Origin of the sequence: Salinadaptatus halalkaliphilus, assembly GCF_006543045.1 — an archaeon.
Taxonomy (GTDB): Archaea; Halobacteriota; Halobacteria; order Halobacteriales; family Natrialbaceae; genus Salinadaptatus; species Salinadaptatus halalkaliphilus.
In genome coordinates, this window is the sequence record NZ_RBZW01000028.1 from 1 (window position 1) to 15446 (window position 15446).

Genomic DNA, 15446 nt, shown 5'->3' on the forward strand with positions numbered 1-15446 from the left:
CGAGCATGGCTCGAACCCGTCGGCGATGGAGACCTACGCCGAACGCGATGGCGACGGCTACGTGCTCAACGGCTCGAAGACCTGGATCACGAACTCACCGATTTCGGACGTCGCCGTCGTCTGGGCTCGCGACCGCTCGGCCGCGGACGACCCCGTGCGGGGCTTCCTCGTCGAGACCGACCGCGACGGCGTCTCGACCAACAAGATCACCGAGAAACTCTCGCTTCGCGCCTCGATTACCGGCGAGATCGGCCTCACCGACGTCTCGATCCCCGAGGAGAACGTGCTCCCGGGTGTCTCCGGCATGAAGGGGCCGCTGTCCTGTCTCAGTCAGGCCCGCTACGGTATCGCCTGGGGCGCCGTCGGCGCCGCCAGAGACGCCTTCGAGGAGGCGCGCCAGTACGCCACGGACCGCGAACAGTTCGGCGGGCCGATCGGCCAGTTCCAGCTCCAACAGCGGAAACTGGCGGAGATGGCGACCCAGATCACGCTGGGCCAGTTGCTCGTCTACCGGCTGGCCGATCTGAAAGAGCGTGGCAAACTGGGACCACAGCACATCTCGATGGCCAAGCGAAATAACGTCAGCATGGCGCGCGATCAGGCCCGCGTCGCCCGCGAGATGCTCGGGGGCAACGGGATCACGACCGACTACTCGCCGATGCGACACATGGCCAACTTAGAGACGGTCTACACCTACGAGGGCACCCACGACATCCACACGTTGATCCTCGGTGAGGATCTGACCGGTATCCCGGCATATCAGTAGGTCGACGTACGTTCGCTATTCCGATCGATCTGGAACACCCTCTCTCCTGGGAACAGGTCACCGCGACGCTCGACCCGAGCCGCTGTTCCACATATCGACGATAGTGTTTTGCTATCCGGAACATTGATGTGGATACCGGCGGACACACGGATATGGCGACGGACGGACCATCGGCCGACAGCGCCGGCGTGACTACCACCCGGAAAACGTTTGCCCTCCTCGAGGCGCTGCGCGACGAGGAAGGGTGTACGATCACGGAACTCACGGCGCGGACATCCCTCACCAAAAGTACCGTTTACCGCCACCTACAGACGTTGACCGAGCTCGGATACGTGATCGAGCGCGACGACGGCTACTATCTCAGCTTTCGGTTCCTCCAACTCAGCGAGACGCCGCGAACCCGAACCCCGGGCTACACGGCTGCGAAACGAACGGTGTTCGAACTCGGCGAAGAGACGGACGAACGGGCCGTCTTTATCGTCGAAGAGAACTACGAGGCCGTCTACATCCACCGCTACGGCAGTCTGTCGGATACGATGATCGGCAAACGGCGACCACTTCACTCGATGGCGTCGGGAAAGGTCATTTTGGCCGAGTGGGACGACGATGCCGTCGCAGCCTTTCTCGAGGCGACGGAACTCGAGCAGTTGACCGAGAACACGATCACGGATCCCGACGACCTCTATGCGGAACTCGAGACGGTCCGCGAGCGTGGATACGCGGTCAACGATCAGGAGCATATGGACGGTCTGCGCGGCGTCGCCGTCCCAGTCTATACTCCCGATGACGAGTTGCTTGGCTCGCTGGGCGTCTTTGGGCCGACGACTCGGCTCCCGGACGAGTACGTCCACGGGGAACTCCCAAACCGTCTGTGGGACAAAGCAGGCGAAATCAAAGTAACGCTCGCGTACGGGGAATAGTGATTCGCCGATAGTTCGAGTCTACGTTTCAGTATGTGAAATCCGGATCACTCATCTCGGATTACGGTACGGCTGCGGGGCCGTCAAACAGAGTGTTCCCGCTATCCGAAATCGTTGTTCGAGAACGTCTGCTCGAGTTCGGTAGCTGTGACTGGATCGAATCGACGTATCGGGGCCAGACGACGTACCTGCAGTACTCATGGTAGGTACCCGTTCCGAAACGAAGTGTGTTAGATTCGTTCGATACGGTCGTGTCTGTCGGGGATCGCGTCGGCGTCTTCCGGGAGCAACGCGACGACGAGATAATCGGTGTACTCTTCGAAGTACTCGACGAGTTTGGCGATCCGATTCGAATCGAGCGCCTCGAGGGAGTCCAGTAGCATGAACGGGACGACATCGTAGACTTCGTGAACGAGATAGCCTGCCAGCGCGAAGATCAGCCCCGTCACTTCGCGTTCGCTCTCGCTCAAGTGATCGATCGTATCCTCGTAGGTCTGGCCCGACTCGGTACTGCGGACGATGTGGAGATCGAACGTCGTCTGTTCGACCTTCTGCCGGCCCTCCCGGACTGTCTCACCGATGCGTTCGATCCAGATACGCTCGATGTTGTCATACTCGAGGACCTCGAGGACCGCATCCATGTGTTCGTTGAAGGAGTCGACGGCCTCGCGCTCGATACGATCGATTCGGGTGCGCAACTCCTCGAGATTCTCGCGGATCTGCTCGCGGCGCTGCTCGAGACGCTCACGTTCCTCCAGGTCGGCTTCGATCGCTTCGATCTCTTCGGTCGTCGTCTCGAGGTCGCGCTGGAGGCGACCGAGCGAGAACTCGAGTTCGTTCGCTTTGCGGTTGAGATCGAGGAGACTCTCCTCGTCGCTTTCCTCGTCGTCATCGGCGACGGTGTCGGTCTCGAGTTCGGCCGCCTCGCTCTCGAGGGCGTCGATTTCGGCCTCGAGTTCCTCCTGACGCTCGGAGAGCTCCTCGAGTCGATTTTCACGGCGATCGATCTCGGCGGTAACGTCCGCGAGTCGGTTCTCGATACGTTCGTGGCGCTTGCGCGACTGGTCGATTTCGCGCCGGTCCGAGCGCAGCGACTGGATCTGTTCTTCGAGCTCGTCGCGTTCGCCGAGTTTCTGCTCCTGGAGCGAACGCAGTCGGTCGATCGTCTCCTCGATTTCCGAGCGCTGGACTTCGCTGCCACAGGTCCAACACTGGACGGTTTCTTCGTCTGCGAGTAACTGATCGGTGACGGCCCCCTCGGCCGTCCCGCCGTCGTCGGCCAGTAGTTCCCGAATTTCGGGATGTGCGCCGTCGAGCATCTCCTCGTTGAACTGGACGATGCTCTGGAGCTGGCTGACGACGCTGTCGATCGACTGGGAGCGGCGCTGGAGTCGATCGATCTCCTCGTCGATCTCGTCGCGGTCCAGCGACTCGGGTTCGGGGATGTCCTCGCGTTCGTCCGCTAACTCCTCGCGTTCCTCCCGCAGCGCGGAAAGACTCTCCCGTTCGGTCTCGAGGTCGAAACGGACATCCTCGAGTGTTGACCGGCGCTCGCGCAGCTCTTCGAGTTTGGCTTCGAGTTCGTCGTCGTCGTCCTGGCTGGGTTCGGCCTCGGCTTCGGCGTCTTCGATCGCTGTTTTGACCGCCTCGAGTTCCGCGCGCTTGTCCTCGATCTTGCCTTCGATGTCGGTTCGCTGCTGTTCGAGCGACGGCAGCTCGTTTTTCAGCGACTCGAGCCGGTCGAGTTCGTCGGCGACCTGCTCTTTTTCGGCGGTGAGGCGCGTGATTTCGGCTTCGATTTCGTCGGTGTCGACCGGTCGAAGCATGATTTCGCGTAAGTCGTCGCCGGTCGTGACCGCTCGGCGTGCAGGATTCGACTCGAGCAAGAACGCAAAGAGTTCGGCGAGCTCGGGGTTGTCCAGGTACGGTTCCCCACCCATGATGACGGTGGAACCGCTTCGCTGGAGCGTGCGCCGATAGATCTCGTCACCGATCTCGAGTTCGGCTTCGCCCTCCTCGGCGTCTGCCTTGAGCGAGGCGGACTCGCCGCCGAGTGTCGCCATAAATGCTTGCAAGAGAGAGGTTCGATTCGTCGCGTTTCGCCCAGCGAGAACGGTAATACCCGACTCGAGATCGACGGTCGTCTCGTCGATCCCACCGATATTTCGGGCCCACAACTGCGCCTCCTGGGCCACTGGTTGCTGCGTAGCCATCACCCGAATTATTCGCCACACAAGTGATAAACCTTTGGAGGATTTCGGTGGCGGGTGGCCACCACGTTGGTCGTCGCATTTCGTTCGAGCAGTCAAACGCTCGCTCGAGACACTCTCCGGCAGTGTTATCAAATGTATTCACCTGGCACACAGTTATGTGCAATGATAGCAAGACGATCACTGGCGAACTCGTAACGCCGAGAGGGAAAATAACGCGATGGAAATAAGTTTATGTGTATGGGTGAGAGATGAAACTATACGTCGGTATTAGGCCCTTCAAATGGAATTTATGCCAAATACTGGCTCGATAAGAAGTAGTCTAATCCCATATATATCACACACATCTTTCGAACCAGAGCTGTCGGCTATAAATGTATGACTTAATCAACTATACCAATTTATACCGGTGTCCATATAGGTTAGCCGTCGTCAAACATCTGTCTCGGCCGTTTCGGAGTCGAATCTCCCGTTACGGACTAAATACTGACGACAGTAGCGGAATTTCGGATCGGAGGGAGTATCGGCGCCACTCGTACGGTTTACGGTACGTCAGTTCCGACCCAGTCGCGACCCGGGCGGCGGGTGGGCCGGTAGATCGGTACAGGGATCCGTATCAGCGTTTTCCGCTGACGAACTCCTACCCGTATCCATCATTCGGTGCGCAGGTTTGCTGCTCGATCGAGGTGTCGCCCCTGCTTGATCGATACGGGAGTGGCGCCGCTCGAGGCGATCGAACGACGAGACATGCATCGCGGCCCCACATTATTACGACAGTACGCATGTAATTACAGATCGTCTCGGCTGTCTCTATGGGCTGCAGTCGCCTGTTTGGCGCGACTCCGGCCCGTGTGATCGTGCCGAGGGATAGAGCAACAGCTGAACGATAATAGCCACTGCACGACACTGCACACCCGATCGCACAGTCCCACGCACGGGGCGTGCCGTTGTTCGTCGATACAGTCAGGTGGCCACCAGCTGCAGACAGTGTTGTCAGTCGGCACGGCCACACCACCTCGTGACGGACGAAATTACAAACCGGCCCGTCGAACTGACTGTCTCGGCCATAGTGGTGACGACATCTGCCAGAATTGTCTCTTCCATTTTATAGCTACTATACAAATATATCAGTATCTATTTCTTTTGGCGAGTGTCGGTGTGTACCGTATTAAAATCCATTATAAGTCGTCCGGGCTTGTTTAAATATCCCGTACAACGTCTATCGCTGCCATCCAATGATCCAGGGAATATTGTCTGTACAGTGGTTTAAGTAGTTCTCGAGCGACTGTAGGGTGCGAACGAAATCGATACCCGCGCCCGAGCAATATAGATAAAAAATCAAATATTTTGTTATAGCACCCATTGAAGAGACTATTATATGCTGCTCGATACGCTTGACGCGGTGCTCGCTGAACCACCGCGAGCGATTACCGTACAGAACGGCGACAATCCGTACGAGTCGCTACCTCGAGGGACGAGACTCCGGGCCGTTGTCGGCCGTTCCCGGTGATCGCTCGAACAGGGTATCGACCACCGGCAACACGCTACAACGATCCGTAGTGACTCGTGGGTAGGCTCTGGCCCGGGCGTCGCTGGAACGGCCACTACATTACCACTGTTGTCCCAGCTACTATACTACCGAACGGTGGTAGGAGCTGTACGAAAATTAATGAACGAACTTATACGATGGCCTTTCGATGATCCACCCATGCGACTCGAGGACAAGACGGTCGTTATTACGGGAGCAGCATCGGGAATTGGGCGGGAGACGGCACAAGAATGTGCTCGTGAGGGTGCGACGGTCATCGTCACGGACGTGGATACCGAGGGTGGCACGGGGACCGTTGCCAGTATCGAAGACGCCGGTGGCGAGGCGACGTTTTACGAACTCGACGTCACCGACAGCGACAACGTCCACGCGGTCGTCGACGAGGTTGCCGAGACCCACGGCCTCGACGTGATGATCAACAACGCTGGGACCGGTCATCCGGGCGGCAGTCTGGAGGAACTCGACGACGAAATTCGGGACTTCGTCGTCGATATCAACATCAACGGCGTCTGGAACGGTTGTCACGCCGCCCTTCCCCATCTGAAGGACCAGGGTGAGGGTGCAATCGTCAACGTCGGCTCGCTCGCGAGTATCCTCGGCTTACCCAAACAGGCCGCGTACTCGACGACGAAAGCCGCCGTCCTGAACCTGACCAGAACGATCGCCGCCGAAGCCGGACCACACGGCGTGCGAGCGAACGCCGTCTGTCCCGGCTTCACAGAGACACAGATGCTCGATCAGTATCTCGAAAAACAGGACGATCCCGAGGCCGCGCGCGAGGCGATGGCCGAACAGTATCCGCTCAAGCGCCTGGGCAGACCTGAGGACATCGCGAACGCAATCCTGTTTCTCGCAAGCGACGAATCCGCGTTCGTCAACGGCCACGGATTGGTCGTCGACGGCGGCTTCTCGACGTGTTGAGTGGCGTGGCACGGCTGCGCTGCGAGGCGATTAATCGATGGCGCGCACGATTTTCACGCAGCGGTCGACGCGCGAGTAAGTAGTGGGCCAGTCGCGACTGTTCGCTGGCCCGCTGACTGTTGCTCTCTCATACGGTTTGCTGTAGTCAGTTCCGGCACAACCGCAAGCCGGGTATGGTTGCGCCGGGACATCGGGACAGCAATCCGTCTCACTCGTCCTGGACGGCCGCGACGCTCGCGAGCTGATCGCCGGCCATGACCGTCGCCTCCTGAGTCAACGCATAGAGGATGCCGGCACGATCGGCCACGGCCGCCTCGACCACGTCGTAGCGCTGGGGATCGTAGACCGTTCCGAGCGCCTCCCCCTCCTCGACGCGATCACCGACCTCGAGCGACAGGGCCGGTCGGAAGAGCCCGGAGCCGGTCGCGGTGACCGTTCCTAGATGGTTCTGTGCCAGCGTTTGCGTTCGATCAGGTGGTGCTCCCGGTAGCAGTCCGAGGTACCGACAGACGTCGAGCACCCCCTCGACGCCGAGTTCGACCGCCTCCTCGAGAATCTGTTTGTTGTATGCTAATTCGGGTGTGATCGACGGAATACCCTCGGCGGCTGCAGCGACGCGGAGCTTCCCGGCGAATCCTCGTCGGTGCCACTCGTCGGTCGCGTCCTCCTCGGCCGGTTCGGCCAGGAGGAGGTCGGTACCGAACGCTTCGCCGAGAGCCTTCGATTCCTCGTCGCCCTCGCGGTAGACCACGTGAGGGAGCATGTCGGGGCTCCCGGTATGGAGATCGACGACTGCATCAGCGTCGGTAACGTACGTCCAGAGTCGCGCAGCCATCCGCTGGTGGAGTGTTCCTTCGCCGTCGCCGGGCCAAACCCGGTTCATGTTGGGGTTGACACTATCGATGGCCTCCGGCGTCGTATAGGAGATCCGATCGAACGTGAGCGGATTCGCGACGGGGACCGCAACGACCGTGCCGGCGAGGTCCTCGAGGGGAAGTCGGTCGTGAAATCGACGTAACGCTGCGGTGCCGTTTATTTCGCGGCCGTGCTGGGCGGCCTGGACGTACAGCGTCGGCCCGTCGTCCGCGCCGCGATACGTGTGGACCGTCGTCGTCAGTTCGATCCCCGACGGGAGGCGCTCGAGCGTGATCGCCTCGGCCGTGTGGGTTCCGGTCATGGAGTAGTGTTCTACGTCCGACGGTATGTAGCTGCGGCCGGGAACGCTGTGGACTCGAGTACCGATGGCTCCTCAAGAGTGATTTGAACACCAGCAGTCGGCCCGTCGGTACGGCGGCCAAGACCACTATCGTTTTCCGTCGGCCCGTCGTCGCCGGAGGTATGGGAGACGTTACTGCCACCCTGCACACGAACCGTGGCGATATCGAGGTCGAACTCTACGACGAGCGCGCCCCACGAACCGTCGACAACTTCGTCGGGTTGGCAACCGGCGCCAAGAGCTGGGAAGATCCCGAGACGGGCGAAGAGATCGAAGGCGAACCCCTCTACGACGACGTCGCCTTCCATCGCGTCATCGAGGACTTCATGATCCAAGGGGGTGACCCGACCGAAACCGGTCGCGGCGGGCCGGGCTACCAGTTCGACGACGAGTTCCACGACGACCTGCGCCACGACGACGAGGGCATCCTCTCGATGGCCAACTCCGGGCCCGACACCAACGGCTCGCAGTTTTTCATCACGCTCGACCCCCAGCCTCACCTCGACGACCGCCACTCAGTTTTCGGGAAAGTCACCGACGGGATAGACGTCGTCCGCGAAATCGGCACCGTCGACACCGACCCGAACGACCAGCCCCGCGAAGACGTCGTCCTCGAGTCGGTTTCCGTCGACTACGAGTAACCGCCACCGATCGACATCGTTTTCTGCGTTTCCGACCGATAGCGAGCTATTAGACCGACACGACGACGGCTACTCGCAGCCACAGCGACGGGCGTTGCCGGCTCGCTCGCCGGCTGTACGAGTAGCGACGACGAAGACGACCAGCACGGCACGAGAGATCCGGACGACTCGAGTGACGATACTGCCGACGCCGACGGATTGAGTGACGGCGACGACGACTCGAACGATGGCGACGCGAACAGCGATAGGGACGGCAACGACCTGCTGGGTGCCACCCTTCAGACGAGTGAGGGCGATATCGAGATCGAACTCTACGCCGGACGTGCACCGCGAACCGTCGACAACTTCGTCGGACTGGCGACCGGCGATCGCGCGTGGATCGATCCCGAGTCGGACGAGGTGATCGAGGGTGAGCCGCTGTACGACGACGTGCTCGTCCACCGCGTTATCGAGGACTTCATGATCCAGACCGGCGATCCGACCGGCACCGGCCGCGGCGGACCGGGCTACCAGTTCGACGACGAGTTCCACGACGACCTGCGCCACGACGACGAAGGCATCCTCTCGATGGCCAACTCCGGGCCCGACACCAACGGCTCCCAGTTTTTCATCACGCTCGCACCCCAGCCCCACCTCGATGGCAACCACGCGGTCTTCGGGAAAGTCACCGACGGGATGGACGTCGTCCACGAAATCGGGAGCGTCGATACCGACGAGGGCGACCGCCCGCTCGAGGATATCGTCCTCGAGTCCGTCACCGTCCACGACGCGTAGTCCGCGTGGGGCGTGGCTTGCCCGTTTCGGGGCGGTCCTGACAAAGCATTACGGTCGTCCGCGTCGTTCTCGGTGTATGACCTGGACGGCCGAAGACATCCCGACCCAGCAGGGACGAACCGTCGTGATTACGGGCGCCAACAGCGGCATCGGCCTCGAGACGACCCGAGAACTCGCACGCAACGGTGCGTCGGTCATCATGGCCTGCCGGAGCATCGACCGCGGCGAGGCGGCGGCAAACGACGTTCGGACGGACATCCCCGACGCCGACCTCCGCGTCGAGGCCTGTGATCTGGGTGACCTCGAGTCCGTGCGATCGTTCGCCGACCGCCTCGAGGACGAGTCGATCGACGTGTTGATCAACAACGCCGGAACGATGGCGATCCCCCGATCGGAGACCGCCGACGGGTTCGAAACGCAGTTCGGCGTCAACCACCTCGGACACTTCGCGTTGACTGGGTTGATACTCGAGACGCTAGCGACCGACGATGGGGACGAGCCCGCACGGGTGGTCACGGTCTCGAGCAACGTGCACAAACAGGGCGAGATCGACTTCGACGACCTCCAACACGAGGAGTCCTACGACGAGTGGGGTGCGTACGCCCAGTCGAAACTGGCGAACGTATTGTTTGCCTACGAACTCGAGCGGCGGTTTCTCACTGCGGGGACCAACGCCGAGAGCATTGCAGTCCACCCTGGCTATGCCAACACGCGATTACAGTTCCGTGGACCGGAACAACGCGGGAGCCGGTTTCGGAAGGCGCTCATGAAAGTCACGAACACGGTCGTCGCACAGTCGTCAGCGAAGGGCGCACTGTCGACGCTGTACGCGGCGACCGCACCGGACGCCGAGGGCGGAGCGTACTACGGTCCCGGCGGCCTCGCAAATATGCGCGGGGCGCCCGAACGACAGGCGTCGTCGGATCGCTCCTACGACGAGTCAACCGCGCGTCGTCTGTGGGCCGTCTCGAGCGAGTTGACCGGCGTCAGTTACGACTTGCCCGAGCCGAAAGCGGAGGTGCCGTCGTAGCAACCCCTTTCCGGGCGTCGACGAGGTGTTCGAGAGCTCGCCACGTCGTCGATCGTCGCCAGATCTGACTCGACCGCAACGGGAAAGACGCCGGAGCCGAACACCTACCTAATGAGCGACGACGGTATCAAGCGAGCCAGCGACGTGGGATCGGTCGACGCGCCGCCGGTCGAGGACAAGCCCTACAAGATCATCTTCGAGGCCAACAAGTGCTTCGGTGCGGGCAAGTGCGCCGAGGTCAGCGACACCTGGGAGCTCTCGATTTCGACCGGCGTCGCGAAACCGACCACGTACTTCATCGACGAAACAGATCTCGAGCACAACGTCCGCGCCGCGGAGGTCTGCCCGGCGAAGAAAGACGACGGCTGTATCCACGTGATCGATCGCCGCACCGACGAGGAGATCGCGCCCGACCCCCACGGCGACGGGACGCTGAGCGTCGACTGGTAGCGGGCCGCCGTGGCCGAGGCGGGAAACGGATACCAAAACGCACGGACTGTTTGCTGTGTGACCCTCGCAAGTGTTCTCCACCGGCAAAATCTCCACGAAAAGCCATCGTCACCCGCTAGGTTCCGTGGCCCGCTCTTCCGACGCTCGCTCGCGGTACCGATCGCCGGCACACATCGAAACGCACATTCCGGCTGAACGACTATCCTCGAATGCCTTCTGTGCGAGGGTAGCCAAGCAGGCCAACGGCGGTGGGCTTAAGACCCGCTCTCGTAGGAGTCCTTGGGTTCAAATCCCAACCCTCGCATACCGACTCGAACGACGGCGAGAGCCGTGTGTGCGAGATTGGGGATTTGAAGCAGAGTCACAGTCGCGCGAACGGGTAATACGCCACTACTCGATCCGAACGAGACGCGGAGACGACTCGAGCCCGAATCTCGAGTGTGTCGGAATCAGGGGCCGTACGTTGACGCCGGCGTGAATTCGGCCAGTGGCTGATTGGCCTCGAGAAACCCGATCTTTGTCGATCCACGTTCGAGCCCTGTTTGCCAGCGTTTCGTGGCGGTTTGAGGAGAGCTACTGCAACAGTCGTGACGGTTTTTCTACGCGCTCGGGCAACGGTTACGACGAGAGCCCATGAGTGAATCGACCAGCGATCCGGCGACCGGAGAAACGCGAACCCGAACACAGGGCGAACCAGCGGCCCAGAAGTGGCTCAGCGGTATCGTTTCGGTTATCGGGCTGTGGATCGCCGTCTCGCCGTTCGTCTACGAAGTGGCAGCGACCATGCTGTGGAACAACGTGATCATCGGGGCGGCGATCTTCCTCCTGGCGGGGTACAACTACTATCGGATCGTCACCGATCATCCGACGAGTACGGGCGTGATGTCGCTCGTAGCTATCCTCGGACTGTGGGCACTCGTGGCCCCCTTCGCGATCGACGGACAGCTCGCGATGGCGGGCCTCGAGGTCGCCGCCGAGGGCCTCGTCTGGAGTACCGTCGTCGCGGGCATCATCACCGCAGCGATGGCCGCGTACATCGCCTACACCGCCGGCAGTGACATGCGGACCGGAACGGCAGCCGGAACGCAGTAACGCGCTCACCTCGAGTGGCAGGATCGAGCCCCGGCAGACGGCTGGCGTCCGTCGATGCCAGTGCAACGCGACTGTCCTGCCGTTGGGCCGGGGACATCGGTACAGCGGGCCGTTAGCCGGATAGCAGTCAGTGAGACGTCGGTCGCGACATCGCGGCCGTCACGCTGGGGACGGCCCCAGGAGCGCGACCGATCGTCGAATTGTGCAGTCCGGCAGTATCTTAGTCGAAGAACCCGTCCGCGTCGTCGTCGAAGGGCGAACCGTCGTCGAACGGTGAGTCATCGTCGAAGGGCGAACTGTCGTCGAACGGCGAGCCGTCGTCGAAGGGCGAACTGTCGTCGAAGGGCGAACCGTCGTCGCTCGAGTCGCCACCGTCAGTCGGTGGGTCGTCGTCGGGCGGTGACTCGTCGGGGGGATCGGCGGCGGGTGGGTCCGGCTGCTCGGGTTCCGGTGGCCCGGTCGGGCTCTCCCCAGACGGATCGGTCTCAGGCGCGTCCGATTCCGGCGGGTCCGGGTCCGTCGGCTGTGTGTCACTATCTGGCTCGTCTGCCGGCAGCTCGGATTCGGGTGGGTCCGCCGGTGGCGGGTCGGATTCGGTAGCCGAATCAGTTGTCGGCGGCGTATCCGGCGATTCGTCGGGAGACGTTGCGGGTGAACTGTCGTCGGTATCGTCGGTGTCGTCACCAGCAGCAACTGCGGAGTCGTCGTCGCTCGTCGGACTGGTATTTTCGGCAGCCATCTCCCCGGACGCGTTGTCAGTGGCGTTGTCCGCCGACGTGAGGGTCCCGTCGGTGACATCGTCGTCGGAGTGGGTGGGTTGGACGTCTACATCGTCGTCGGTATCATCGTCGACCACACCGGCGGAATCGCCACCGATAGCGGTCAGTTCCGGAAGCAAGAACACGGCAAGCAGACAGAACGTGAGCAGGACCAGCGCGATCGTTCCGTAGAGGACGAGCGCGGACGAATCGGCGTCGGTTCCGAGGCGAGACATCCCTAGATCGACCCACCCGACCGACGACCTTTGTTAACCGCGACCCACAGTGGCGCGCCTCGCGTTGGGGCCGAACAATGATATAGCCGGCACGCCCAGACACCGACAACGGGAGCCCAATGACGAGTCATTACGATCACGCGCAGGTACAGGAGTTCTGGCAGTACGTCTGGGAGCGCGACGACGTCTACGAACTCCCCGACGATGCAACCGATCCGACCTACGTCCTCGGAATGTTTCCCTACACGTCGGGAACGCTCCATATGGGCCACGTCCGGAATTACGCGATAACGGACGCGTACGCTCGCTACCGGCGAATGTGTGGCGACGACGTCCTCCATCCGATGGGGTGGGATGCGTTCGGCCTGCCGGCGGAAAACGCGGCCTACGAGCGCGCCAGCGATCCCGAATCCTGGACCCAGGCCTGTATCCGTCGCATGCGCGAGGAACTCGAGACGTTGGGCTTTGGCTACGATTGGTCACGAGAGATTACGACCTGCGAGCCCGACTATTACCGGTGGAACCAGTGGCTGTTCACCCGCCTCTACGAGGCCGGACTCGTCGAGTACGAGGCGGCGACGGTCAACTGGTGTCCCGACTGTGAAACCGTCCTTGCGGATGCCCAGGTAGAAGAACGCGAGGGCGAACGGAGTGAGCCCTCGGATCAAGTGAACGGCGACGCCGTGAACCGCGAGGACGAACGCGTCTGCTGGCGCTGTGAGACGCCCGTCGGTCGTCGCGAACTGGACCAGTGGTTCTTCACGATCACGGACTACGCCGAGGAGCTCCACCAGGGGCTCGCGGACCTCGAGGGGTGGCCCGAAGGGGTCCGCGAAATTCAACGCAACTGGATCGGTCGCCAGGAAGGTGCACGCATCACGTTTGAGGTATCCGAAACCGGGGTCGATACCGTCGACGTCTTCAGCACTCGCCCGGAGACGATTTACGGCGCGACCTACCTCGCGGTCTCGCCGGGCCACGATCTAGCCCGGGAACTCGCCGAGACCGACGACGCGGTTGCAGACTACGTCGAAACCGCTCGAGCCCACGATCCCGACGAGATCGGCTTCACGGGGGTGGAGACGGACGCGACCGCCGTCCACCCCCTGACCGGCGAGGAGCTGCCGGTCTACGTCGCCGGCTACGTCCTAGAAGACGTCGGCACGGGGGCAGTCATGGGCGTTCCCGCACACAACGAGCGCGATCACGCGTTCGCGAGCGAACAGGACCTGCCGATCGAACGGGTGATTCAGCCGACGGATGCGCCGGTCGACGTGGACCCGAGCGACGAGCCCTACGTCGGCGAGGGGATCCTCGAGGCAAGCGGCGAGTACGACGGGTTAGAGAGCGAGACGGCCCGCGAGCGACTGCTCGCGGAGAGTGGCGCGATCGACGCCGACGTCACCTATCGCCTCCGTGATTGGCTCATCTCCCGTCAGCGCTACTGGGGGACGCCGATCCCCGTCGTTCACTGCGAGGACTGTGGGCCGGTGGTCGTTCCCGACGAGGATCTCCCCGTCGAGTTGCCGGAGTTCGTCCGGACGACGGGCAACCCCCTCGCGGAACACGAGTCGTTTCGCCACACCGAGTGTCCCGACTGTGGCGGGCCGGCACGCCGCGAGACCGACACGATGGACACCTTCGTCGACTCCTCCTGGTACTTCCTGCGATTTCTTTCGCCGGATCTCACGGACGCGCCGTTCGACAGCGACCTCGCGAACGACTGGCTTCCCATCGACGTCTACGTCGGCGGCGACGAACACGCTATCTTGCACCTGCTGTACATCCGCTTCTTTACGCGGGCACTGGCCGATCTCGATCTGCTCGAGGTTCGCGAGCCGGTTCAGGACCTCGTCAGTCAGGGGACGGTACTGTACGACGGCGAGAAGATGTCGGCCTCGAAAGGCAACGTCGTCGACCCGCTCGAGTACGGTGCGGAAACGACGCGGCTGTTCGTCCTCTCAGCGGCCCACCCCGAGCAGGACTTCGAGTGGACGGCGAACAACGTTCGCGGGGCCTACGACCTCCAGCAGACGCTGTATGGCATGGCGACCGACTTCGTCGACGAGGGTGAGACGCGACTCGATACCACAGCTCACGACGAGTACGTCCGCCGGGAGATCGACCGGACCATCGCGGCGGTCACCGAGGAGTACGAGCGGTTTCGATTCCATCGGGCGGCGACCGAGATTCGGGAACTCGCCCGGCTGCTGCGACGCTACCGGGCGTACGATACGCCCCAGGACGAGTGCTACCGACGCGGGTTGCTGACGCTCGCGGCACTGATCTCGCCGATGGCCCCGCACCTCGGCGAAGAGCTCTGGAACAAGCTTCGCGGCGACGGTCTCGTCGTCGAAGCCGACTGGCCCGAACCGGAGAGCGATGTCACCGACTACGCCACAGAGCGGCGGTTCGTCGAGACGGCGCTGTCGGATGTCCGAGATATCGTCGACGTCGCCGCGATCGACGAGCCCGAACGCATCGACCTCGTCGTCGCCCCCGAGTGGAAGTATCGCGTCGTCGATCTGGCCGTCGACAGCGCTTCGGACGACTCGTCCACCAGCGAGAGTCTCGTTGATCGCACTCGATCGGCCGGCGTCGACGCCCCCGACGACGAGGCACTCGAGGCATTCGTCGGCGACCTCGAACAACGCCGCACGCGCCGCGGGATCGAACGGCCACTCGGCGCCGAGGATGAACGCCGGATTTTAGAGCGGGCGAGTTGGCTGATCGTCGACGAGTTCGACACCGACGTTGTCATCAGACGCGCCGAAACTGGTGACGAACTGGGCGAAAAAGCTCGGCCCGGCAAGCCGGCGATCCGGATACATTGATACGGATTACTGTACCGATGTACCGGCCCAGCCGCCGCCCGGGTCGCGG

The 15446-nt window shown here is 62.1% G+C and carries 12 protein-coding genes and 1 tRNA gene; 10 read left to right on the plus strand and 3 right to left on the minus strand.

All coding sequences use genetic code 11. The annotated features are described in order from the left end of the window. Positions 1-766: acyl-CoA dehydrogenase family protein (locus D8Y22_RS11510; protein ID WP_141464857.1), on the plus strand; the 766-nt coding region annotated here is incomplete at its 5' end. A gap of 152 nt (positions 767-918) precedes the next feature. Continuing rightward, positions 919-1686: an IclR family transcriptional regulator gene (locus tag D8Y22_RS11515; RefSeq protein ID WP_141464858.1), complete on the plus strand. Its 768-nt coding sequence runs from the start codon at positions 919-921 to the stop codon at positions 1684-1686. 230 nt (positions 1687-1916) lie between these two features. Here D8Y22_RS11515 and D8Y22_RS11520 read toward each other — a convergent pair whose 3' ends face one another. Continuing rightward, entirely contained in the window at positions 1917-3899 is a 1983-nt protein-coding gene (locus D8Y22_RS11520) for an archaea-specific SMC-related protein (protein ID WP_141464859.1), read from the minus strand. 1705 nt (positions 3900-5604) lie between these two features. Between D8Y22_RS11520 and D8Y22_RS11525 the strand changes: the two genes are divergently transcribed. After that, positions 5605-6366, plus strand: a complete 762-nt coding sequence (locus D8Y22_RS11525) for an SDR family NAD(P)-dependent oxidoreductase (RefSeq protein ID WP_141464860.1) — start codon at positions 5605-5607, stop codon at positions 6364-6366. A gap of 208 nt (positions 6367-6574) precedes the next feature. Here D8Y22_RS11525 and D8Y22_RS11530 read toward each other — a convergent pair whose 3' ends face one another. Further along, positions 6575-7543, minus strand: coding sequence for a succinylglutamate desuccinylase/aspartoacylase family protein (locus tag D8Y22_RS11530; RefSeq protein WP_141464861.1), 969 nt, complete (start codon positions 7541-7543; stop codon positions 6575-6577). A gap of 161 nt (positions 7544-7704) precedes the next feature. Here D8Y22_RS11530 and D8Y22_RS11535 point away from each other — a divergent pair, with 161 nt between their 5' ends. The 6 genes from D8Y22_RS11535 to D8Y22_RS11560 all read left to right on the plus strand — a co-directional run bounded on the left by D8Y22_RS11535 (position 7705) and on the right by D8Y22_RS11560 (position 11569). Next, complete coding sequence (locus D8Y22_RS11535) at positions 7705-8223, plus strand: peptidylprolyl isomerase (RefSeq protein ID WP_141464862.1); 519 nt, start codon at positions 7705-7707, stop codon at positions 8221-8223. A gap of 261 nt (positions 8224-8484) precedes the next feature. After that, on the plus strand, positions 8485-8997 hold the full coding sequence (locus D8Y22_RS11540) for a peptidylprolyl isomerase (RefSeq protein ID WP_217350881.1): 513 nt from the start codon (positions 8485-8487) through the stop codon (positions 8995-8997). Between the two features lie 76 nt (positions 8998-9073). Next, on the plus strand, positions 9074-10027 hold the full coding sequence (locus D8Y22_RS11545; protein ID WP_141464864.1) for an oxidoreductase: 954 nt from the start codon (positions 9074-9076) through the stop codon (positions 10025-10027). A gap of 111 nt (positions 10028-10138) precedes the next feature. Further along, entirely contained in the window at positions 10139-10477 is a 339-nt protein-coding gene (locus D8Y22_RS11550; RefSeq protein WP_141464865.1) for a ferredoxin, read from the plus strand. Between the two features lie 220 nt (positions 10478-10697). Next, positions 10698-10781: transfer RNA gene (locus D8Y22_RS11555), tRNA-Leu, on the plus strand. Positions 10782-11110: 329 nt separating this feature from the next. Further along, positions 11111-11569 carry an SPW repeat domain-containing protein gene (locus D8Y22_RS11560; protein ID WP_141464866.1) on the plus strand — a complete coding sequence of 153 codons (459 nt, stop codon included), beginning with the start codon at positions 11111-11113 and terminating at the stop codon, positions 11567-11569. Between the two features lie 220 nt (positions 11570-11789). Here D8Y22_RS11560 and D8Y22_RS11565 read toward each other — a convergent pair whose 3' ends face one another. After that, on the minus strand, positions 11790-12563 hold the full coding sequence (locus D8Y22_RS11565) for a hypothetical protein (protein WP_141464867.1): 774 nt from the start codon (positions 12561-12563) through the stop codon (positions 11790-11792). Positions 12564-12682: 119 nt separating this feature from the next. Between D8Y22_RS11565 and leuS the strand changes: the two genes are divergently transcribed. Beyond that, complete coding sequence (gene leuS, locus D8Y22_RS11570; RefSeq protein WP_141464868.1) at positions 12683-15397, plus strand: leucine--tRNA ligase; 2715 nt, start codon at positions 12683-12685, stop codon at positions 15395-15397. Positions 15398-15446: the final 49 nt, after the last annotated feature.